At 41.8% G+C, this 20418-nt stretch carries 20 protein-coding genes; 18 read left to right on the top strand and 2 right to left on the bottom strand.

From position 1 onward, the window contains the following. Window positions 1–411: 411 nt before the first annotated feature. Both NT178_08695 and NT178_08690 read left to right on the top strand, forming a co-directional pair. On the top strand, window positions 412–1008 hold the full coding sequence (locus NT178_08695; protein MCX5812607.1) for a DUF4433 domain-containing protein: 597 nt from the start codon (window positions 412–414) through the stop codon (window positions 1006–1008). Between the two features lie 11 nt (window positions 1009–1019). After that, window positions 1020–2135: a macro domain-containing protein gene (locus NT178_08690; protein ID MCX5812606.1), complete on the top strand. Its 1116-nt coding sequence runs from the start codon at window positions 1020–1022 to the stop codon at window positions 2133–2135. Window positions 2136–2277: 142 nt separating this feature from the next. On the opposite strand, the gene NT178_08685 is transcribed toward NT178_08690, so the two are convergent. Then, window positions 2278–2478, bottom strand: coding sequence for a hypothetical protein (locus NT178_08685; GenBank protein ID MCX5812605.1), 201 nt, complete (start codon window positions 2476–2478; stop codon window positions 2278–2280). A 51-nt stretch (window positions 2479–2529) separates the two neighbouring features. On the opposite strand from NT178_08685, the gene NT178_08680 reads away from it, so the two are divergent. The 16 genes from NT178_08680 (at window position 2530) to NT178_08605 (ending at window position 18854) form a co-directional block, all read left to right on the top strand. After that, complete coding sequence (locus tag NT178_08680; protein MCX5812604.1) at window positions 2530–3138, top strand: lytic transglycosylase domain-containing protein; 609 nt, start codon at window positions 2530–2532, stop codon at window positions 3136–3138. Window positions 3139–3206: 68 nt separating this feature from the next. Then, window positions 3207–6377 carry a transcription-repair coupling factor gene (gene mfd / locus NT178_08675; protein ID MCX5812603.1) on the top strand — a complete coding sequence of 1057 codons (3171 nt, stop codon included), beginning with the start codon at window positions 3207–3209 and terminating at the stop codon, window positions 6375–6377. Window positions 6378–6505: 128 nt separating this feature from the next. Then, the gene (locus tag NT178_08670) at window positions 6506–7528 is read left to right on the top strand and encodes a peptidylprolyl isomerase (GenBank protein ID MCX5812602.1); all 1023 of its coding nucleotides are present in this window, start codon (window positions 6506–6508) and stop codon (window positions 7526–7528) included. Next, window positions 7525–8454 (top strand): peptidylprolyl isomerase, encoded by a 930-nt coding sequence (locus tag NT178_08665; GenBank protein ID MCX5812601.1) that lies wholly within the window; start codon window positions 7525–7527, stop codon window positions 8452–8454. The genes NT178_08670 and NT178_08665 overlap by 4 nt, the downstream gene beginning before the upstream one ends. Window positions 8455–8465: 11 nt before the next feature. Then, window positions 8466–9401 carry a 4-hydroxythreonine-4-phosphate dehydrogenase PdxA gene (gene pdxA, locus NT178_08660; GenBank protein MCX5812600.1) on the top strand — a complete coding sequence of 312 codons (936 nt, stop codon included), beginning with the start codon at window positions 8466–8468 and terminating at the stop codon, window positions 9399–9401. A gap of 437 nt (window positions 9402–9838) precedes the next feature. After that, window positions 9839–10873 carry a TRAP transporter substrate-binding protein gene (locus NT178_08655; GenBank protein ID MCX5812599.1) on the top strand — a complete coding sequence of 345 codons (1035 nt, stop codon included), beginning with the start codon at window positions 9839–9841 and terminating at the stop codon, window positions 10871–10873. A gap of 93 nt (window positions 10874–10966) precedes the next feature. Continuing rightward, window positions 10967–11452 (top strand): TRAP transporter small permease, encoded by a 486-nt coding sequence (locus NT178_08650; GenBank protein MCX5812598.1) that lies wholly within the window; start codon window positions 10967–10969, stop codon window positions 11450–11452. 2 nt (window positions 11453–11454) lie between these two features. Next, window positions 11455–12762 carry a TRAP transporter large permease gene (locus NT178_08645; protein MCX5812597.1) on the top strand — a complete coding sequence of 436 codons (1308 nt, stop codon included), beginning with the start codon at window positions 11455–11457 and terminating at the stop codon, window positions 12760–12762. Window positions 12763–12876: 114 nt separating this feature from the next. Beyond that, window positions 12877–13449, top strand: coding sequence for a hypothetical protein (locus NT178_08640; protein ID MCX5812596.1), 573 nt, complete (start codon window positions 12877–12879; stop codon window positions 13447–13449). Window positions 13450–13474: 25 nt separating this feature from the next. Continuing rightward, window positions 13475–14182: a 1-(5-phosphoribosyl)-5-[(5-phosphoribosylamino)methylideneamino] imidazole-4-carboxamide isomerase gene (locus NT178_08635; GenBank protein ID MCX5812595.1), complete on the top strand. Its 708-nt coding sequence runs from the start codon at window positions 13475–13477 to the stop codon at window positions 14180–14182. After that, the gene (hisF, locus tag NT178_08630; protein ID MCX5812594.1) at window positions 14172–14927 is read left to right on the top strand and encodes an imidazole glycerol phosphate synthase subunit HisF; all 756 of its coding nucleotides are present in this window, start codon (window positions 14172–14174) and stop codon (window positions 14925–14927) included. Before NT178_08635 ends, hisF begins: the two co-directional genes overlap by 11 nt. A 121-nt stretch (window positions 14928–15048) precedes the next feature. Beyond that, window positions 15049–15429: a phosphoribosyl-AMP cyclohydrolase gene (hisI, locus tag NT178_08625; protein MCX5812593.1), complete on the top strand. Its 381-nt coding sequence runs from the start codon at window positions 15049–15051 to the stop codon at window positions 15427–15429. A 175-nt stretch (window positions 15430–15604) separates the two neighbouring features. Next, complete coding sequence (locus NT178_08620) at window positions 15605–16570, top strand: NlpC/P60 family protein (GenBank protein ID MCX5812592.1); 966 nt, start codon at window positions 15605–15607, stop codon at window positions 16568–16570. A gap of 5 nt (window positions 16571–16575) precedes the next feature. Next, the gene (locus tag NT178_08615) at window positions 16576–17631 is read left to right on the top strand and encodes a hypothetical protein (GenBank protein ID MCX5812591.1); all 1056 of its coding nucleotides are present in this window, start codon (window positions 16576–16578) and stop codon (window positions 17629–17631) included. Window positions 17632–18000: 369 nt separating this feature from the next. Then, the gene (locus NT178_08610) at window positions 18001–18603 is read left to right on the top strand and encodes a hypothetical protein (protein MCX5812590.1); all 603 of its coding nucleotides are present in this window, start codon (window positions 18001–18003) and stop codon (window positions 18601–18603) included. A 35-nt stretch (window positions 18604–18638) separates the two neighbouring features. After that, the gene (locus tag NT178_08605; protein MCX5812589.1) at window positions 18639–18854 is read left to right on the top strand and encodes a hypothetical protein; all 216 of its coding nucleotides are present in this window, start codon (window positions 18639–18641) and stop codon (window positions 18852–18854) included. Between the two features lie 127 nt (window positions 18855–18981). On the opposite strand, the gene NT178_08600 is transcribed toward NT178_08605, so the two are convergent. After that, window positions 18982–20178, bottom strand: coding sequence for an amidophosphoribosyltransferase (locus tag NT178_08600; protein ID MCX5812588.1), 1197 nt, complete (start codon window positions 20176–20178; stop codon window positions 18982–18984). Window positions 20179–20418 lie beyond the last annotated feature (240 nt).

Below are 20418 nucleotides of genomic sequence, written 5' to 3'. Positions count from 1 at the left end.
TTTGCAAGATGTATCTTCGTCCCCTGCACCTTTTTTATGAAACAGGTGAAAATCCGGAAGGCACAAATCTTCATAATGAAGACATGTTAAGAACAAATACGGGGTTGGGATCAAAGGGGATTCGGGCAACAGGCCGTTAAGAAGTGACTCAACAATTAAGGTGGCATACGTTAGATAAAAATCCCAAATGGTACGAGCCCTTAACAAAGGACATATTGACATCCAACTATCTAAAATGGCTGAATATTTGCCAGGAGGAGCATAGGAGTTTGCCCTTGACAAGAAATGGGGAGGGAACAGGGGGACATTAGAAAGAAACAGAGGTTTCATTAAAGGGTATGCTTTCAGGAAGAGGGGTTGTTTTGGGGTAGGAATTAAATTCAACAACAAGAAAGACGCCGGGGAAACGTCATGGATTACGACTATATAAAGGAACTTCATTATATAACGCACATCGACAATATCCCATCTATTACCACAGATGGCATACTCTCTCATAAAAGGGCATCCAAACAGCACCATACATCCGTTGCGATGGAAGAGGTTCAGGATCGTCGTGCCAGGAAAATTATACCAGGTGGTCGGCCTCTCCATGAATATGTGAATCTCTATTTTGACGCAAGAAATCCCATGCTCTACCGTCTTGCGCTTGTTGATCATGCAAACCTTTGTGTTCTGATAATAGACCGGGAGGTAATCAAGATAACGGGCGTTGTTCTTACGGATCGAAATGCTTCGAGCGATTATGTCAGGTTTTCCAATTTCCCTGATGGGCTCAGATTGATCGACAGAGATATTCTTTTTGCTCAGTACTGGACCCATCCGGAAGATCCCATATGGGAAATGGAGCATAAGTCAATTAAATGCGCTGAAGTCTTGGTACCGGATAAGATAGACCCTTCATATATACTGGGAGCCTACACATCTTGTGATGAGAGCTACAGTTCTTTTCAAGAGAAAAATGATAAAATATCTGTTAAAATTAATACATATCTGTTTTTCAGATAACGGGAGGCAATATGATACAGGTAGCTGTCGGCGATATTCTTAAATCAAAGGCGAGTACCCTTGTCAATACCGTTAATTGTGTCGGTATTATGGGAAAAGGTATAGCTGCTGAATTCAAGAAGCTTTTTCCGGAGATGTTCGAAGATTACGTCAAGCGATGCGAACGGCACGAGATAAAACCCGGCGTTCCATATCTATTCAAAGCATCTTTGTTCCCCCCGCAAATTATAAACTTCCCGACGAAGAGCCACTGGCGTGCAGCATCACGAATAGAGGATATCGAGAAAGGTTTGAAAATATTTGTTTCCAAGTATAGGGAATGGGGTGTGAAATCCATAGCAATGCCGCCTCTGGGGTGTGGTAATGGCCAGTTACTCTGGGAAACTGTCGGACCTTTGATGTTTAAATACCTTTCGAAGCTGGATATTCCGGTGGAACTTTATGCCCCCTACGGTACTCCACCTGCCCAATTGACAGAAAAGTTTCTTTCACGCGAGATTAACCTTGGAGGCTCCAATTCGGGAGAGTCAATCCTGCAAAAGATAAACCCTGCATGGGCCGCGTTGATTGAAATAGTTTACCGTATTGAAAAACAAAAATATCATATGCCCGTGGGTCGAACCATTTTCCAGAAAATTGCCTATGTAGCTACCGTCCTGGGCTTACCGACAGGCTTGGAGCATGTGCGCGGCTCCTATGGCCCATATTGCCAGGCTCTCGACGATGTGAAAAAAAGACTGTCAAACGCGGGACTGCTGCAAGAAGAAAAAAGCGGTTCAATGTTTCAGGTCATCCCCGGACTTGCTTATGAAAATTTCAGAGAAAAACACCGGGATGATTTGAATAAATGGGACAATTTGATAGATAAAACGGTGGACCTCTTTTTACGTTTAAATACGGAAAAAGCAGAAATAGTCGCAACAGTTCTTTTCACGGAACGGACAACAAATAAAGGCAGTATGACTGAAAAAGATGTTCTTCAAGCAGTAATGAAGTGGAAACAGAAACGTCGCCCTCCAATCAGCGAGGCAGAAGTTGCTGAAACAATCCGCAACCTGGGAATGCTCAAATGGTTCCAGCTAACCCCATCAGTCGATTTACCCATTCAGGATGAGTGGGTTCAATAGGGCGATTCAAGGTTGTCCTTTACGATAATTAGGTTACTAAACTCCCTATTCTGGTTTTGCCAAAAGCCGAACATTCGCGTGATTATCAGGGGCGCAAAGCGTCCTCGATAATAAGAAATTATTCACCAGGCAAAATCTTTTTTCACGAAAGCAGGTTAGGTAAACATGCCGCGCTCAGGCCGCTTCCCACTGTCTGAAGCTCAGCGCAAGTTTGGAAACCGAGTGGAAGTGTTGCGACCCTGCTGTTGACGCAAGGCACCCCGGTGTAAGGGAAATGGTATGTAGATGCATAATTTCTAAATGCCTTTGCCCCGGTCATGCCGGAATCTGTCATTGCCGGCATGACTTCCAAGGCGATTTGACAAAATAATCGCATTGTTGTAAAGTGTCCGTTATGAAAATTAATATGAAAATTAAGATATTATCAGCCGGCCTTGTTGTAATTATGTTTATATTTGTGTATGGATGGACAAATCAGGATTCCATATTTAACCGGAGCAAGACTGCCAGTCAGGAAAGAATTATCAAAAAAATAACCGAATATATGGAGAAAGAGGATGCCACAACAAGTGATGATACATTAAAAGATGTGGCAACCACGATATATAAATCATCCGGGCAGTACAATTTGGATTACAGGTTTGTTCTCGCCATTATGAAGATTGAGAGTAATTTCAAACACAATGCCGTGTCATCGAAAGGGGCAAGAGGGCTTCTTCAGGTTAAACCTTCACATGCAAAGTTTATTGCCCGCGACATGGGAATCGCATGGCACGGGGATAAAACCCTTGATGAGCCCGACAAAAACATAAAGATAGGCGTACATTTCTTTTCAGAACTCCTGGGAGATTTTGATAATGTTAATATGGCGCTTCTGGCCTACAATATAGGTCCGACAAGATTGAAACAGATTGTGTCAGGAAAAGGCAAGCCGAATAAGGGTTTTTCAAAACTTGTATTGAGAGAGTATAAGAAGAACATGATACTGCTGCCGGATCCATAGCATACAGTCGTCACATATTCCAGGTTTTTTTGTTTGATTAAATCATAACATAACTTATAACATTTATTATGTATCAGCTTGATAAAAATGGTTTTATCTATATTACGGGCAAGATAGGTTCTTTTGTCTCTTTTCTCCTCTCAAATACCCACAGAAAGACCTTGCTCTTTTACGATACAGAGGATGAGGCGCTTCTGTTAAAGGAAGAGATGGAGTTCTTTGCCGGAAAGGAAGTCCATCTCTTTCCTGTCTATTCGGACAGGGTTTTTGAGAAAGAAGACGAAACAAAAAGGATCAGCTTTTTATATCATCTGGCCGCTGACGATACATTCACCGGTATATTCCCCAATAGCGCCATTACACATCCTTTGACGGCGCAGAGTTCCATACTTGCACACACAAAAGATTTGAGCTTCGGCGATACGGTTTTCCAGGAAGAGCTTATTTCATATCTTGACGGAAATGGTTATGAAATGGCTTCGCTGGTACGGGAAGAAGGCGAGTACGCGAAAAGGGGAAGCATTATAGACATCTTTCCTCCATCAAGCGATAAGCCTGTCAGGATTGAATTTCTCGGCGACCAGATATTTTCGTTGCGTATCTTTAATCCTGTCACCCAACGTTCCCATGAAGAGATAGAAAGGCTCAGCATCACACCTGCAAAAATATTGAAAGACGAGAATGTTACACTTCTGGATTACCTGAAAGAGGGCATGATTTTTGTCCATAAGGGGATTGACTCTATCTTTCGGACAATACAGGATGACAGCAGGACATCCTGCCACATGGAAATAATGAAGGCAATATTCCATTCAAGCCTTAATATAGATATATCGGGCATACAAGGCGAGGAAGAGGGAGAAGTCATAGAGGCAGTTTCAAATGAGGATTTGAAACACCTTTTCGAGACTAACAAAACCGGTATATTCACAACATTCTCCGATAAAATCAAGGGTGACTGGAAGAACTGCAAATTTATCTATATTTTTGCAAACAACCTGCGGCAAGGGGAAAGGATGCAGGAAATCCTTAAAAACTATGATATAGCCTTGCCGATAATACATAAAACAGCCACATCCGGCAAAGAAAGGGAGTGGGCAATTGTCATAGGGCCTTTGAGGCGTGGTTTCAGGGCAGACAATATTATTGTTCTGACCGAAGAAGACATAGTTGGACCCAAAAAAAGGGCGGTGAAACAAAAATGGGACGGCCTCGATGATCTGCTCAATTCATTCAAAGACCTGAATGTGGGAGAATGGGTCGTACACATTGACCACGGGATCGGTATCTATAAGGGCATTGTAAAATTGATGATAGATGGATCTGAAAAGGATTTTATCCTTATTGAATACCAGGATGGAGATAAGCTGTATGTTCCCATTGACGATCTTCGGCTCGTTCAAAAGTTCATGGGCGGAGAAAAACATAAGCCGAAGATAGACAAGCTCGGCTCTCAATACTGGAAGAATACAAAAAGCAGGGTAAAAAAACATATTGAAGATATTGCAAAAGATTTAATCAAAATATACGCAGAAAGGGAAATGGCAGAGGGTTATGCATATCCGCCGGAAGATGAGGCATTCAGGGAAATGGAGTCACGGTTTGAGTATGAAGAGACCGAGGGGCAATCCGAGGCAATTGAAAAGGTGCTCGATGACCTGAAGAGTACAAAGCCGATGGACAGACTTATCTGCGGGGATGTGGGCTTTGGAAAAACAGAGGTCGCATTGCGGGCATCCTTCAAGGCAGTTATGGACAGCAAGCAGGTTGCTCTCCTTGTCCCGACAACAATACTTGCACAACAGCATTTCAAGAATTTTACTGACCGATACAGGGATTACCCTATAAACATAGAAATGCTGAGCAGGTTCAGAACTAAAGAAGAACAGAAGAAGATAGTTGAAGCGGTTAAAAAAGGCTCAATAGATCTTATTATCGGTACGCACCGGCTTCTCCAGAAAGACCTGGCATTTAAAGACCTTGGGTTGCTTATTATTGACGAGGAACACCGGTTCGGGGTTAAGCATAAAGAAGCATTGAAACAAATAAAGAAAAACATAGATGTCCTCACTCTAAGCGCAACCCCTATTCCGAGGACGCTGTATATGGCAACAACAGGCATCCGGGATTTGAGTATAATTAATACACCCCCCCTCGACAGACTTGCCGTGAAGACCTTTGTTATAAAATCCAGGGATGAAACAATAAAAAAAGGTATTACGAATGAACTGAACAGGAGTGGACAGGTGTTTTTCGTCCATAATTACATCCATAATATCGGCATAGTATATGAACATCTGGCGGGACTTTTACCTGATGCAAAAATAGCCGTTGCCCACGGAAGGATGGAAGGGAAACAACTTGAAAAGATTATGCTCGATTTTATAGATAAAAAATATGACATTTTGCTTTCCACTAACATTATCGAATCAGGCCTTGATATATCGAATGTTAATACCATATTCATCAACAACGCGCACAGGATGGGGCTTGCAGATCTATACCAGTTAAGGGGCAGGGTCGGCAGAAGCACAAAGCAGGCTTATGCATATCTGCTTGTTCCGAAAGATGAGATTCTCAATAAAGATGCAACTTTGAGGTTAAAGATTATAGAAGAATTAACCGATCTCGGCTCAGGCTTCCATATTGCAAATTACGACCTTGAAATAAGAGGCGCAGGAAATCTTCTCGGCAAGGAACAATCAGGCAGCATAAACCTTATCGGGTTCGAGCTTTACTGTAATATGTTGGAAAATGCAGTAAATGAATTGAAAAATGAGACAGAAACGAAGGAAGAAGAGGTTATCACTGAAATCAATATTCCAATAGATGCATTTATTCCGGATAGTTATGTTGAAGACCCGGCACAAAAGCTTCTAATATACAAGAGACTTTCAAAAATAAAGGAACCGGGAGAACTTGTTGAAATGGAAGAAGAGCTCAAAGACAGGTACGGCGAAATACCGGGGCCGTTAAACAATCTTTTAAAAATTATATCGCTCAAAATTTTCCTGACAGACCTGAAGATCAAGAAGCTGGAATATTCGGCAAAACGGATTATTATCCATGTTACCGAAGGGACGCCGCTAAACATGGAAAAAATATTACGGTTTATACAAAAAGGCCAATCCGGATTAAAACTTTTGCCTGACGGGAAGATTATTGTACCAACCGATAAAAAAACAGAAGATCTCATAAATTTAGCAAGAAATATCTTGAAGGAAATAATTTCAATATGATATAAGAGAAACAACACCCGGCAATCAGAAATCAGCATGCATTTTTTTGATAAACTTATTGGCTGTTGGACAAAAGAGCGGCCGTTGAAAACTGATTGTTGAGAATATAAGAATAATGAGGTGACTTGATGAAAAAATTTTTCATTTGTATTTGTCTGCTCTTTTTTGTTTTTTCCTGCTCAAAAAAGGAAAATGGCACAACCCTTGTAACTATCGACAATGAAAGCATAACCCTCGAGGAATTCAACAAAGAACTCGATAAAATACCAACAAACATGAAAATGCTTGTTGCCACCCAGACCGGCAAAAAAAATTATCTTGATAGACTGGTCGTCAAAAAACTCCTTCTCAGGGAAGCAAAGAAGGAAAAAGTTGACAGCGAGAAAGAGTTCCAGGACAGATTGGGCGATATAAAGGATCAGCTTCTTATAGAATCTGTATTAAAAAAGAGGATAAATGCCGATACAAGCATAACAGATGGAGATCTGAAAAAGTACTACGACACCAATAAAGAAAATTTTAAAAGGGACAGGGAAATAAATACCCGTCACATTCTTGTTAAAACTGAAGGAGAAGCAAAGCAGATACAGGCCAAACTTCAAAAAGGCGAAGACTTTATAGAGCTTGCAAAGAAATATTCGATTGATCCTCAGGCAGGTGCAAACGGCGGAGAGTTGGGGTATCATCCTAAAGGAACGCTTGTGCCTGAATATGAAGAAGCGGTGCTTAAGCTTGCGAAGGTTGGCCAGATGAGCGGGATTGTAAAGACCAAATTCGGTTTCCATATAATAAAATTGGAGGGTATAAAGCCACCCGCCTATGCTTCCTTTGATGAGGTAAAAGACTTTATAAAACAAAAAATGGCTCAGGAAAAACAGGCGGAGCTTTTAGATAAATATATAGGCAGCTTAAAAAAAGAAGCCAAGATTACAATAAAAGAAGAACTTCTGAAAGAAGTTAAACCGGAAGCAGCAGCAAAACCTGAGGCAGCAGCCAAACCGGAAGTTAAACCGGAAGCAGGCGCCAAACCGGAGACTAAACCTGAGGCAGGAGCCAAACCGGAAGTTAAACCGGAAGCAGGCGCCAAACCAGGGACACAGGACAAGGTTGAAAAACCACAAACCAAGGATGTTGCACCGGCTAAGAAATGAACCGTTTTGTTGTAGCAGCGCTGCTTGCCCTGATAATTATTTTCCCGCGCATTTCCAACTGTGAAATAGTCGACAGGGTTATTGCCATCGTTAACGATGATTTAATAACCCTGAAGGAATTGGAACAATATGTCCACGTTGAAAAACACGGCAAATATGTATCCGTAAACGAGTATTTCAGGAACATCCAGTTGCTTGAAAAGATAGGTGCACTGATAGATAACCTGCTGATAAAACAGCAAGCAAAAAAATTTAAAATTGATGTATCCAATAAAGAAATTGACTCCATTATAAACAATATTAAAAAGCAATATCTTATTACCGAAGAGGAACTGAAGGAACAACTCAAAAAAGACAATGTCAATTTTAAAGATTTTGTTGAAGGCTTGAAAACAAACTTACTTCGGTCTAAGGTGCTATCGCAGGTAATTTCCCCGGAGGTTCTTGTTACAGACAATAATTTGATAGAGTTTTACAACAAACATATAGTTGATTACAAAGAAGAAGTTTACAGGCTAAGACAGATATTCATTTCAAATAATCAAAAAGATCCGCAAAATAAGGCAATGACCGCGTACAACCAATTAAAGGAAGGAAAGCCCTTTGAATCAATTGCCAAAGAATTTTCCGATGACCCTTCCGGTCTTGACGGTGGCGATATAGGACTCGTTAAAAGCGAAGATCTTATACCGGAATTGAAAGGGGCAGTGCGGACTCTCACGCCGGGCGAATATACGAGTGTCATACGAACCCCCTATGGATTTCTTATCCTGAAGCTCATCGAAACAAAACAGGGCGAAACTGTTGCCTTTGAGACAGTAAAAGATAAAATTCATGAAAGGATAATTCAGGAGGAATCTGAGAAAAAATACAAAGAATATATCAATAAACTGCGCAAATCTTCATATATTGAGGTCAAAATCTGAAAAGAATCGCAATAACAATGGGCGACCCCGCAGGAATCGGCGGGGAAGTTGCTTTGAAATCTCTAAGGAGCATCTGCAGAAACAGCATCCCGGTCCTGATAGGCGATATAAAACCTGTTAATTATCTATCAAAATATCTCTTTAAAGATAAGGTATTCAACTTTAAATGTTTTAAGCAGGGCAGACCGGGAGATATTGAATTTATTGACCTTGGACTGATAGATAGTGTCCGATTCGGCATAATTGATGCAAAATACGGTAATGCTTCTTATCAATATATCATAGAGGCACTGAAACTTATTTTTTCAGGAGATGTCTCCGCAATCGTTACATGCCCAATAAATAAAACGTCTATCCGTTCTGCAGGCATTCCCTTTATGGGCCATACAGAACTTCTTGCACATTTCGGGGGAGTCAAGGACTATATTATGATGATGGTTAACAGGAGCATGCGCGTATCCCTCGTGACGATTCATATTCCTCTCAAGGATGTTCCAGACTCTCTCAACGTTGACAATATATTTACATGCATCTCTGTCACCTGCCGATCCATGACAGGATATTTCAACATTAAAAAGCCCCGGATTAAAGTATGCGGGCTCAACCCTCATGCAGGCGAACAGGGTATTATGGGCAGCGAAGAGATCATGATCCATGAAGCGATATCCAGGGCAAGGTCCTTAAATATAGATGTTGAAGGTCCGTTTCCGGCAGATACATTATTCCACAAAGTAGACTGCGACGCCTATATTGCCATGTATCACGACCAGGGACTTATCCCGGTAAAGACTACCGGCTTCGAAAAGACGGTGAATATTACGCTGGGACTGCCGTTTATTCGTACTTCACCGGGGCATGGTACAGGTTACAATATAGCCGGCAAAGGCACAGCAGACCCGTCAGGCTTAATAGAAGCTTACAGGGTAGCCGAGAAGATGATTACCTGATACTCCTTACATTAAGTGCTAAAAATTTTTTTTGTGTTTTAATTAATACATTTTTACTTGACATAAAAAAAGGCATTGTGTTAATCAATAAGCACTATGAAAAACGATAAATGGCATTTAAAATGGATTTGGCGGCGGCAACAGAAGATATTCGAGTAAAATCTTCAATATAAGGTCATGCAAGGTTTTACACCTTCCATGACCTTATACATATTATATGTTACTTAACAATAAGGCGATCATGATAAGGTATCTGATTTATTATCTTTTTACTCTAATTATTAATTCCAAAAACTTCTTGACAAAAACATATCAATGCAGTAGAAGTGCATCAGGGACGATATTTTGGATACAAAATACAAAGTTGCTTTTGTCTCCATACTCTTTTAAAAAGTGGTAATGGGACGGTTTAATCTTAATAAATAAGGGGGTTTTTTATGAAAGTGAAAGGTTTATTGTTAATTTTTGTAGCATTTACTCTTTTATCAGGTTTTTATCTCACCATGCCTAAAGAATCTTACAGCCAAGCAGTAATAACGCTTAAATACGCAAACTTCCCGCCTGCTCCGACATTCCCGTGCGTCCAGATGGAAAGATGGGCAAAAGAAGTGGAAAAAAGGACTAATGGAAAGGTCAAGGTACAAACCTTTCCCGGTGGGACGCTACTACCCGCCAAAAACATATTTGACGGGGTTATTTCAGGGATGGCCGATATCGGGAACTTCGCAATGAGTTACCAGCCCGGCCGTTTCCCTATCTCGGAGGCTGTTGACCTGCCGGTGGGATTTTCAAGTGCAAAAGCAGCAAGTCTTGCCCTTCTTGACCTTGTTGAAAAATACAATGCCAAGGAATTTGACAAGGTGAAAATCCTTACCATGTTTACATGTCCACCTGCAAATATTATGACAAAAATTCCGGTTAAATCATTAAAAGACCTAAAGGGATTGGAATTGAGGGTAGGAGGGACCCAGGCAGACATAATAAAAAATCTGGGCGGTATACCGGTCGCTATGCCACAGTCTGACACACCCGAAGCAATTCAAAAAGGTGTGGTTAAGGGACATGTATCTTCAATGGAAGTTCTTAAAGATTTTAATTATGCTGCTTATACTCCCAATGCAACAATAGCAAATCTGTGGGTTGTTACCTTTGCCGTTGTTATGAATAAAGATAAATGGAACTCACTTCCTGCGGATGTGAAGAAACTCTTTGATGATATGAAACGCGAGCAGGCTGAATGGACAGGTAAATATGTGGACGACCATGTACAGGAATCGCTTGCCTGGGCAAAAGAGAAGTATAATCTTCAGATCTTTGAACTTCCGGCTGCTGACAAAGCAGAGATCCCAAAACTCCTGAATCCCATCATAGATGCGTATGTAAAGAAGGTAAATGCCCTGGGCCTGCCAGGTGAGCAAATAGTAAAAGATGTTCTGGCATTAAAGGCAAAATACGAAAAACAATACAAGTAACGGGAAAACATAAAAAGGCGTCTGAACTTCGGGCGCCTTTTTATGTTCCATGAACATATTGTATACAACTCTATCAATCAGCGGAGGAAAACAATGAAATATCTTGAAAAGATAGAACGCTACCTTAACAAGATCATGCTGATTTTAGGTGGTATTGCGGTAATTTTACTCATGTCTATCGCCACGATTAATGTAATTTTGAGAATGTTCCATATCCCCTTCAGGGGCGCATATGAACTCGTATCGTTTTTAGGAGCCATTGTAATAGCCTTTGCCCTTGGTTATACCCAGAAGAGAAAGGACAATATCCTTGTGGATATACTGACAGAGAAGTTCCCGAAAAAAGTAAACAGAGTGCTTGACGGTGTGAACTATTTTATTACTATGATATTCTTTACTGTCGTTTCCTGGCAGATATCGGTATGGGGCATGAAGATATGGGAATCTCATGAGGTCTCAGAAACTCTGAAAATGATTTACCATCCTTTTATTTTTTCTGTATCGTTGGGGTTTGCAGTCTTATCCCTTACCCTTGTTGTTGATTTTTTCAAGACCCTACTAAATCCAAAGGAGCGATAAGCATGGAAGGTCCTATTGTCGGAGTATATGGCATCGTTATCATGTTTGCTGTCCTGTTTTTACTCAAGATACCTGCCGCCTTTACCATGGCGCTGATAGGTTTTCTTGGGGTGGCATATGTGACATCCGTGGAGGCTGCCCTTGGAATGATAGGCATAGACCTATGGAATATTTTCTCGAGTTATGGACTTACAGTTATCCCGATGTTTATCCTGGTCGGTGAATTTGCCCATTATGGCGGGTATAACACCAGTCTCTACAGCGCTACTCACAAGTGGTTCGGCCATTACAAGGGCGGTCTTGCAATAACAACAATCATGGCGTGCGCCATCTTTTCAGCAATAAGCGGTTCCAATACGGCAACCGCCGCAACTATGAGCACTGTAGCAATACCGGAGATGAAAAAGTATAACTACCACCCTCAACTGAGTGCCGGCTCTGTTGCTGCCGGGGCAACACTCGGTGTTCTTATACCTCCGAGTATAGTACTCGTTGTGTATGGAATTTATACAGGTCAGTCTATAGGAAAGCTCTTTTTTGGAAATGTGATACCCAGCGCTATACTTACCGTTTTAATCGCGGCAACTGTTGTTTATATTTGCTGGCGACATCCTGACTGGGGTCCAAAAGGACCTAAGAGCACATGGCTTCAAAGAATAAAAGCTATTCCCGATCTACTTGACATTTTTATTCTTTTTGCCCTCATCATGTATGCCCTCTTTACAGGCGTTGTTACTGCCACAGAAGCAGCGGCTGCAAGCTGTGCAGTTGCTCTGGTTTTGTGTCTAATAAGGAGAAAACTCTCCTGGAAAGGTTTTCTTGCATCTATAGTAGATACGCTTCGCATCTCATGTCTCGTATTCATGATTGTTGCCGGCGCTGTGGTGTTCAGTCGTTTCCTTGCTGTCACAAGACTGCCCTTTGAGGCAGCCAACCTGATCAGCTCCCTGGCTTTGCCAAACTGGGTTCTCTTCTGGATAATTATGCTGTGCTATATAATAGGTGGATGCGTAATGGATGCCCTTGCTTTTCTCCTCGTATCCCTTCCCATATTCTATCCGATTGTTATGGCAATGGGTTATGACCCGATATGGTTTGGACAGGTCATCTGTATTGTAACAACAATGGGCTCGATCATGCCGCCTATCGGCATCTGTTGTTATGTTGTGGCAGGCATGGCAAAGGATATACCACTCGCAACAGTGTTTAGAGGGAGTTTATACTATTTACCTTCATATATCATTTCGATCATAATCCTTATGCTTTTTCCTTATGCAACTGTCCTTATACTGTCAAACCTTGTGAGATAAGAAAGCGCTTTCCCACAAGAAAGTATTCGCAAGTCTGTATTAGAAAAGGGGATTAATTGCTATCCGCTTTTTATGCTTTATTTTGCCGCTACTTTCCTATAGAATTACAAGATTATGCTATCCATAAGAAAATATGTTAACAGGTTTTTTCTTGTTTATTTGGCTATGCTGACGGTTTCCTTGACCGTATTATGCGACGGTTCTATTTTGGCACAGGAAAATCCGATAGGGGTTTTTGTGGAAAAAATGGCAATTGACAAAGAGACAAGAAAAATTGATAAATGCAAGTATTGCGGCAAGCTTATAAAGGTCGGAAAAATCCACACAGATGCAGAAATAGTTGTAGGCAACCAGACAGGTGCGGAACTGGATTACAGGAAGATACAATATGAATGGGGCAAGGAGAAAAAGAAATATCTCCATGTTTATATATTCAGGTTCGAGGAGCGAAAAGGGAGTGATTTTGGCGTTGAGAAACCGGCCGGTGTCGGTTTCCATATGCACATTATTGAAAACGACAGTATAAAACGCATTTTTGTTTTTGACGAGGATCAGCGTTCGTTAAGCGAAAATGTCCTTGATATCGGAAAGTTTTTCAAGAGGGGTGCAAAGTGGATTACCGTGGATGTACTGTCACAGGAAGGTATAGAAAAAGGTTTGGATTCACTTGCAGACGATCTGAAATGAAAACGCAGGCTGCCCGGATTTTTTGATGAAAGCTCTTTTCGCAATGGATTTAATAGATAACAAAGCCGTCAGACTGGTAAAGGGGGATTTTACAAAGGTAACCGTTTACAGCAACGACCCTGTGGCAAAGATCGAAGAGATGATTGATAGAGGGGCGCGGGATTTCCATATCATTGACCTTGATGGTGCAAGGACAGGAAAACGTGTCCACCATGAGATTATTAAAAACGTCCGGCTAAAAGTAGACGGTTATATGGAAACAGGCGGGGGAATAAGAACTGAAGACGACATTAAGTACTATTCCGGGATGGGTGTAGATGGCATCATTGTGGGTACTCAGGCCCTTGAGGATGACAGTTTTTTCCAGGGGTTGTCCATATTCAGCAACATTATCCTCGGTCTTGACCTCCTCGAAGGCAAGCCTATGTCGCGTGGATGGAAAACAACGGTTGATAAGGATGTAAGAGAGATTCTTGAAGCATCGGAGCGCATCGGCATTATGGCTGTCCTGTGTACAAGCATAGCAAGGGACGGTATGTTGTCAGGCCCTGATTACGAAGGTATGGAGACGCTCCTGAAGATGACGAAACTCCCCGTTATAGCAAGCGGCGGAGTTACAAGCATTGATGACGTGAAGCGATTGAAGGATATGGGCGCATGGGCAGCTATTCTGGGAAAAGCCGTGTACGAAGGATTGATAAAGATTGAAGAGGCAGTGAAATATGCTGACTAAAAGAATTATCCCCTGTCTTGATGTGATGGAAGGCAGAGTGGTTAAAGGGATAAATTTTTTGGGACTTAAAGACGCAGGCGATCCTGTGGATAATGCAAAGACGTATGAAGCAGAAATGGCAGACGAACTATGCTTTCTTGATATAACCGCCTCTCATGAGAGAAGAAAAACGATCATTAAGGTTGTTGAAAAGGTTGCCAATGAGGTGTTTATGCCTCTTACTGTCGGGGGCGGAATACGGACAATCAAAGATATACGGGAGATACTTCTTGCCGGTGCAGACAAGATTACGGTAAACACAACTGCTATCGAGTCCCCTGAATTTATAAAAGAAGCGAGCGAGACATTCGGGAGCCAGTGTATTTGTCTTGCCATTGATGCGAAGAGAAGTGGCGATGGTTTTGAGGTTTTTACATATGGAGGACGAAAATCAACCGGCGTTGACGCTGTCCAGTGGGCAAAAGATGCGGAAAGGCTTGGGGCAGGCGAAATTTTGCTTACAAGTATGGATAGGGATGGGACAAAAATCGGTTATGACATAGAGCTTACAAGGGCTATTTCTGAAGCAGTAAATATCCCGGTAATTGCCTCAGGAGGGGTCGGCACGTTGGAACACTTATACGAAGGTCTTGTTGATGCAAAGGCTGATGCAGTCCTTGCCGCATCCATATTTCACTACAGGGAGCATACGATTATCGATGCCAAACAGTACCTGAGAGACAGGGGGGTGGCGGTAAGACTTTAAATAAATTTGGATTTTGACAGGTTTAATCCGGATAGAGAGTGACTTTTAGGATGCCGGATTAAATATGATATTGCAGGATAAAAACTGTGTACTGTAAAAATTAATATTTCAGGAGAGCATTATGGAAGTTATAAAATGGGATGAAAAAGGGCTTGTGCCTGTTGTTGTCCAGGACGAGAAAACAAAAGACGTATTGATGGTTGCATATATGAATAACGAGTCCTTTGAACTCACATTAAAAACAGGCAAGGCGCATTATTTTTCGAGGTCAAGACAGAAGCTGTGGCTTAAAGGCGAATCGTCAGGTCATACGCAGGAGGTAAAATCCGTTCGTATCGACTGTGATAACGATACGATTCTAATTACAGTTGACCAGAAAGTTGCTGCCTGCCATACAGGCTACTGGAGCTGTTTCTACAGAATATGGGAAAACGGCTGGAATATATCAGGCACAAAGGTCTTTGACGAAGAAAAGGTGTATAGCGATAAAGACAACAAATAACGGAAAAACAAAGGGGGCGCCCCTTGCTCCCTTTTTCCTGCTAAAGTACAGCGTCTTCGAAGACATCATAGACAATTGAGAAACGCTATCATGTAGTTCCGCCATTTCCTACCGGAATTTCCTTGCACAAAACATTTTGCTATGATATCAGGTGAAGAACATTTGAGCATCAAATATGGAAATAACGGATAAAATATTGATAGTCACAGTACCTGTTGCAGATCTCAGGGGTAAGCCTGTCGATGCAAAGCCTGCATATATTCATGATGATCTGCAGGAAACACAGGTTCTTTATAATGAAACGCTGTGGTATCTGGACGAGATTGACGACTGGTATTATGTAGAAGCGATGGAACAACAGAAAAATACATACCGGGGCTATCCCGGATGGATCAGAAAAGCCGGCGTTGCCATGATTAATGCACTGGCAACATATAATGCGGTTGTAAAAAATAAAACTGCCCGTATTTTAAAAAGCCAGTCAGAGAATGCAGGTATCTTGATGACGGTCTCAATCGGGACAAAATTCACGGTTAATGAAACAGCAAATAAAGAATATTATGCCGTAATACTTGCCGATAATAAAAGGGGGTATATAAGCAAAGACGATGTAAACGGTACTGAAGCTAACTTGAATGAGCGTATGTTAAGAAAGGCGATTGTCAGTACAGGCAGGCTTTTTCTTGGTACTCCTTATCTTTGGGGCGGCAGGAGCATGTTTATGACTCAATTGCCGGGAGGAAGGCAAAAGGTTGATAATTCAATATTCAACATCCAACGCTCAACGCCCAATGCCATCAATACCGGCGTAGATTGTTCCGGTCTTACAAACCTTGTTTATCGCGTAAACAATATTGACATTCCCCGTGATGCGCAGGAACAATGGATGGCAACGAAAAAGGTTTCCTGTAATCGCCTTAAGCCCGGTGATCTGATTTTTGTATCAGCGGAAGACAGACCGGATTTTATTAACCATGTGATGCTTAATATAGGCTCAGAAAGATTCATTGAAGCAGCAGAGACAGGCAATACGGTAATGGTAAACACCTTTATGAAAAGGTTTGGTGAAGGTTTTAATCAACTTGCAGAACAAGATTTTATTATCCATAACAAGCAGATACATTTCGGCAGTGTTATATAAAACCAATGAACAGTATCAAAAATATCCGTTTTTATGAAATCGCAAAACCGCTCAGAACAACCTTTTCCACCTCTCTGGGGAGGAAGGATGTAATAAAAAGCTTCATTGTTAGAGTAACCCTGAAAAACGGCTCATACGGGATAGGTGAATGCCCTACAAGCTTTGCTATAAAAAATGAGACCATGCCGGCGATAAAGGGTGTGCTTGCAGAGGTTTCGCTGAGGCTTATGAACATGCCTGTCGAAAGCTACGAAGAACATATCGGACAATTTCGCAGAGCATATCCTGCAAATCCGATGACCATATCAGGGTTGGAAACGGCGTTGTTCCGGGCCCTGCTCAATAGCAGGCAGATTTCGGAACATGATTTTTGGGGAGGCAAAACAACGCGAATAGAAACAGATATAACGATACCGTACAGTACGGACTATCAAGTGCTTACAAAGTGGTTGAAGCACACGCTTAAAAAGAATTTTACCATCTTTAAGCTGAAGGTGAGCGGCAACGTTGAAGAGGATATCAAACTCATATCTTTTGTGCATCGAACGTTGAAAAATAACAGGGAAGGCTTCGTATTGCGTCTTGACTGCAATCAGGGATATAGCATCAAATCTTTCCTGAAGATGACCGATCTCATCGGGCATTATGGTTACAATATCGAACTCTATGAGCAGCCTCTACCAAAAACTGATTACAAAGGCTTGAAGGAGATAAAAAAATATTCACCTATTCCTGTTATTCTCGATGAGACAATATTTACCGTTGAAGACCTGGGCAGGGCCATTTTAGAGGATCTTTGCGATGGCGTCAACATCAAAATCGCAAAAAGCGGCATTGCCGAATCCATAAGAATATATAAGATTGCAAAAAAACACGGACTCAAACTGATGATAGGGTGCATGACGGAAACAATGGTCGGATTATCGGCAGGCATCTTCTTTGCATCCGGTACAAGCGGGTTTGATTATATAGACCTCGATTCTATCTATTTTCTGTATCACAAAAACCATTATGATGGAATTGCCATAGATGGTCCCGCGTTTATAACCTCTGATGATTAATTCTGATTTACAATAAATTTGGAGTACACCTCATCGTTCTTTTTCTTCTCAGGTAATAAAGTCAAGACCTTTGCAAAACTCTGTTTTTACCTCTCTATTTACAGAAGGGGCTTGCATCCAACGGTCATTGCCGGAAAAATGAGCTTCGGCAGCAGGTCATATCGGGGGGCAGGGGCATGTTCAATCCCCATGTCGGTCTTGCATGCACCCAACAAAAGGCATAGTATTAAAACTCATAATGTGTTATAATTTAATATTATTGCAATAAACATTAACTTACCTCAGCATCAGAGCGAACGGCTTTAGGGTCTTAAGAGCAGCAGCACAAAGCATATAAGCAAAATCTAAAAGCACCACAAGGAGGCTTGATTGGAAAAATCATATGCAAACGATGGTAAACTATCCGGGGATGGTTCTTTATCCCGAAAAGTTGTCCATACAAGGTTGTCGAGGAAAACTGAGACGGAAAAACCTTTCTTGCTTATGGCTCCAGCTGAGCATTTAGATGAAGCCAGAAACGCTCTTGCAGACGGCTATAAGCTTGATACAGACCCAACAAAAACCGTATGGGGTAGAGTCGGTGATGCGAAAAAACATCTTGGAGCAATTAAGGCGGGATCATCTCAATATATTGCAGCGCAGGGGCTAATGCACAAAGCAATCTCAAGGGAAAAACATATTAAATATATATGTACTAATGTTGCGAACCAACTTATGATTAAACAGCGTGAAATGTTGGCAAACGAATTGGAGCAATATTATCTCAACAAAGGCATGTTCATTGACATAGAGCTTGGTGGCCCGGATAAGGCATCAATAAAATTAATGTGTCCACTATTCCGTGAAACATCAATTGAAAGAATTGTAGATGAAACAAATTTTTTCGTTCATCTCAAAAAAGCCGGCTTTAATAAGGCGGTTTTAGGAGATAATGAGGGAAATGTATGGACATACCGTTTAAATAAGTCTTGATTTATTAGACAAAACAGACAACTCGAGGAGGATCGGTGTTAATAGGAAAAATTACACGGAACGGAAAGCAAAGGATAGTGGTTACCACAGAAGATCATAAAGGGGTCAAGGTTATTGATTTGCGAGTCTACCAGATTATTAATGACGGAGAGCTATCATCTACCCCAGAGGGCATTTTTCTGGCGCCGGAAACAATAGATACCCTTATAGGGCTTTTAAGAGAAGCACAAAAGAATCTTTTAAAGGAATAAAACAGAGGATTATACAAAAAACAAAGGCTGTCTCAATTTAAGGAGACATTTTTTTTAGGCTAATAGTGAAATATAGGTAAAACAAAATTCTCTGAGATTACAACAGAACTATCCTCTATTCAGTAAATTAGCCTGTCCAGCAATGGAGACAAAGCTTCTCGCGGGGAAGGCCGATTGCTTCAACCATGTCGCTAATCCGCTGATACCGCAATGTTGTCACGCCAAGCTCCCGGGCAATCCAGTCGATCATTTTCCGGTACTTTTCTGAACTGTCATCGAGATAATCCCTGATATTTTCCGTATCATGTCCTTCCATCGCCCATATTGCCCGGCGGGCAATCAGTTCGTCAATAGACCGGGTAGACAGTGCATATTTGCAGGGGAACATAAGGGGTGGACAAGCCGGACGGACATGTATCTCCTTGGCCCCGGATTCCCATAGCTTCTTCAGGGTATAATTCTTAAGCTGTGTTCCGCGGACTATGGAGTCCTCGCAGAGGATGATGCGGTTACCGGTAATGACGTCCTTGATCGGGATAAGCTTCATTTTTGCCACAAGATCCCGAATCTCCTGGGCAGGAGGTGTGTAGCTCCTTCCATATCCAGGAGTATATTTCACAAGCGGTCTCCGTTGAGGAAGCCCGGATTCCATAGAATATCCAATAGCATGGCCAACACCCGAATCAGGAACCCCTGCAACAAGATCTGCTTCAACATCATCTCTTTTAGCCAGAAATCTCCCGGAGCGTTCGCGCACAAGCTCAACGCTGATCCCTTCGTAGCTTGAAGCCGGGTATCCGGTGTAGATCCACAGGAACGCACATATCTGGTTTTCTTTCTTTCCTGGAAACTGCTCCTCCAATCCATTTTTTCCCACACGGATAATCTCACCGGGTTTGAGATATTTGGTGATTTGATAACCTAAATTCAGAAAAGAGCACGTTTCGGTGGCAATGACATAGTCGCCGTCATTTTCTCCAACGACAAGTGGCATCCGGCCAAGACGGTCACGGGCTGCGTAAATGCCATCTTCTTTCATGATAAGAATGGAGGCAGATCCCTTGATTCGGTCATAGAGCCCAAGGATACCATCAATCAGGTTTTCCCCTTGGTTGATCAGCTTTGCAATCAACTCAACAGAATTAACACCTCCGGTCTGCATTTCGCCAAAGGTCGCTCCTTGTTCAAGAAGTTCCGCAGCCAGTTCGTTTGTATTCTCCACAAGGCCTGTAAATACAATAGCAAAGGTTCCGAATTTTGATCCTATAATCAGAGGCTGGGCGTCCCGGTCGCTAATTGCTCCAATGCCCAGATTGCCTTCCATCTCCTTATATTCCTCGAAGAATTTGGACTTGAACTGGGATTTACTGATATCATGAATAGAACGATAAAATTTGGAGTAGCCCCCGTTTTAGCCGGACAATCATACAACCAAAATAAGTTGTAGTAATAGCCATAGAGTTATTACTATAATCAGAAGGAAGGTGAATATGAGTCCGATAGAGGTCATTACATCAGTTGAGAGAAGAAGGTATTGGAGTGCAGAACAGAAAAGAGCCATGGT

This window comes from Pseudomonadota bacterium, assembly GCA_026388255.1.
Lineage (GTDB): Bacteria > Desulfobacterota > Syntrophorhabdia > Syntrophorhabdales > Syntrophorhabdaceae > JAPLKB01.
This window is presented reverse-complemented; position numbering and strand designations above follow the sequence as displayed.

Excerpts from the sequence above, each read along its gene's own strand:
- NT178_08650 (MCX5812598.1), top strand. The coding sequence starts at position 10,967 with ATGAAATATCTTGAAAAGATAGAACGCTACCTTAACAAGATCATGCTG.
- mfd (MCX5812603.1), top strand. The coding sequence starts at position 3,207 with ATGTATCAGCTTGATAAAAATGGTTTTATCTATATTACGGGCAAGATA.
- NT178_08665 (MCX5812601.1), top strand. The coding sequence starts at position 7,525 with ATGAACCGTTTTGTTGTAGCAGCGCTGCTTGCCCTGATAATTATTTTC.
- NT178_08685 (MCX5812605.1), bottom strand. The coding sequence starts at position 2,478 with ATGCCGGCAATGACAGATTCCGGCATGACCGGGGCAAAGGCATTTAGA.
- NT178_08640 (MCX5812596.1), top strand. The coding sequence starts at position 12,877 with ATGCTATCCATAAGAAAATATGTTAACAGGTTTTTTCTTGTTTATTTG.
- hisF (MCX5812594.1), top strand. The coding sequence starts at position 14,172 with ATGCTGACTAAAAGAATTATCCCCTGTCTTGATGTGATGGAAGGCAGA.
- NT178_08645 (MCX5812597.1), top strand. The coding sequence starts at position 11,455 with ATGGAAGGTCCTATTGTCGGAGTATATGGCATCGTTATCATGTTTGCT.
- hisI (MCX5812593.1), top strand. The coding sequence starts at position 15,049 with ATGGAAGTTATAAAATGGGATGAAAAAGGGCTTGTGCCTGTTGTTGTC.
- NT178_08680 (MCX5812604.1), top strand. The coding sequence starts at position 2,530 with ATGAAAATTAATATGAAAATTAAGATATTATCAGCCGGCCTTGTTGTA.
- NT178_08620 (MCX5812592.1), top strand. The coding sequence starts at position 15,605 with ATGGAAATAACGGATAAAATATTGATAGTCACAGTACCTGTTGCAGAT.
- NT178_08670 (MCX5812602.1), top strand. The coding sequence starts at position 6,506 with ATGAAAAAATTTTTCATTTGTATTTGTCTGCTCTTTTTTGTTTTTTCC.
- NT178_08655 (MCX5812599.1), top strand. The coding sequence starts at position 9,839 with ATGAAAGTGAAAGGTTTATTGTTAATTTTTGTAGCATTTACTCTTTTA.
- NT178_08635 (MCX5812595.1), top strand. The coding sequence starts at position 13,475 with ATGAAAGCTCTTTTCGCAATGGATTTAATAGATAACAAAGCCGTCAGA.
- NT178_08600 (MCX5812588.1), bottom strand. The coding sequence starts at position 20,178 with ATGGAAGGCAATCTGGGCATTGGAGCAATTAGCGACCGGGACGCCCAG.
- NT178_08615 (MCX5812591.1), top strand. The coding sequence starts at position 16,576 with ATGAACAGTATCAAAAATATCCGTTTTTATGAAATCGCAAAACCGCTC.
- NT178_08690 (MCX5812606.1), top strand. The coding sequence starts at position 1,020 with ATGATACAGGTAGCTGTCGGCGATATTCTTAAATCAAAGGCGAGTACC.
- NT178_08695 (MCX5812607.1), top strand. The coding sequence starts at position 412 with ATGGATTACGACTATATAAAGGAACTTCATTATATAACGCACATCGAC.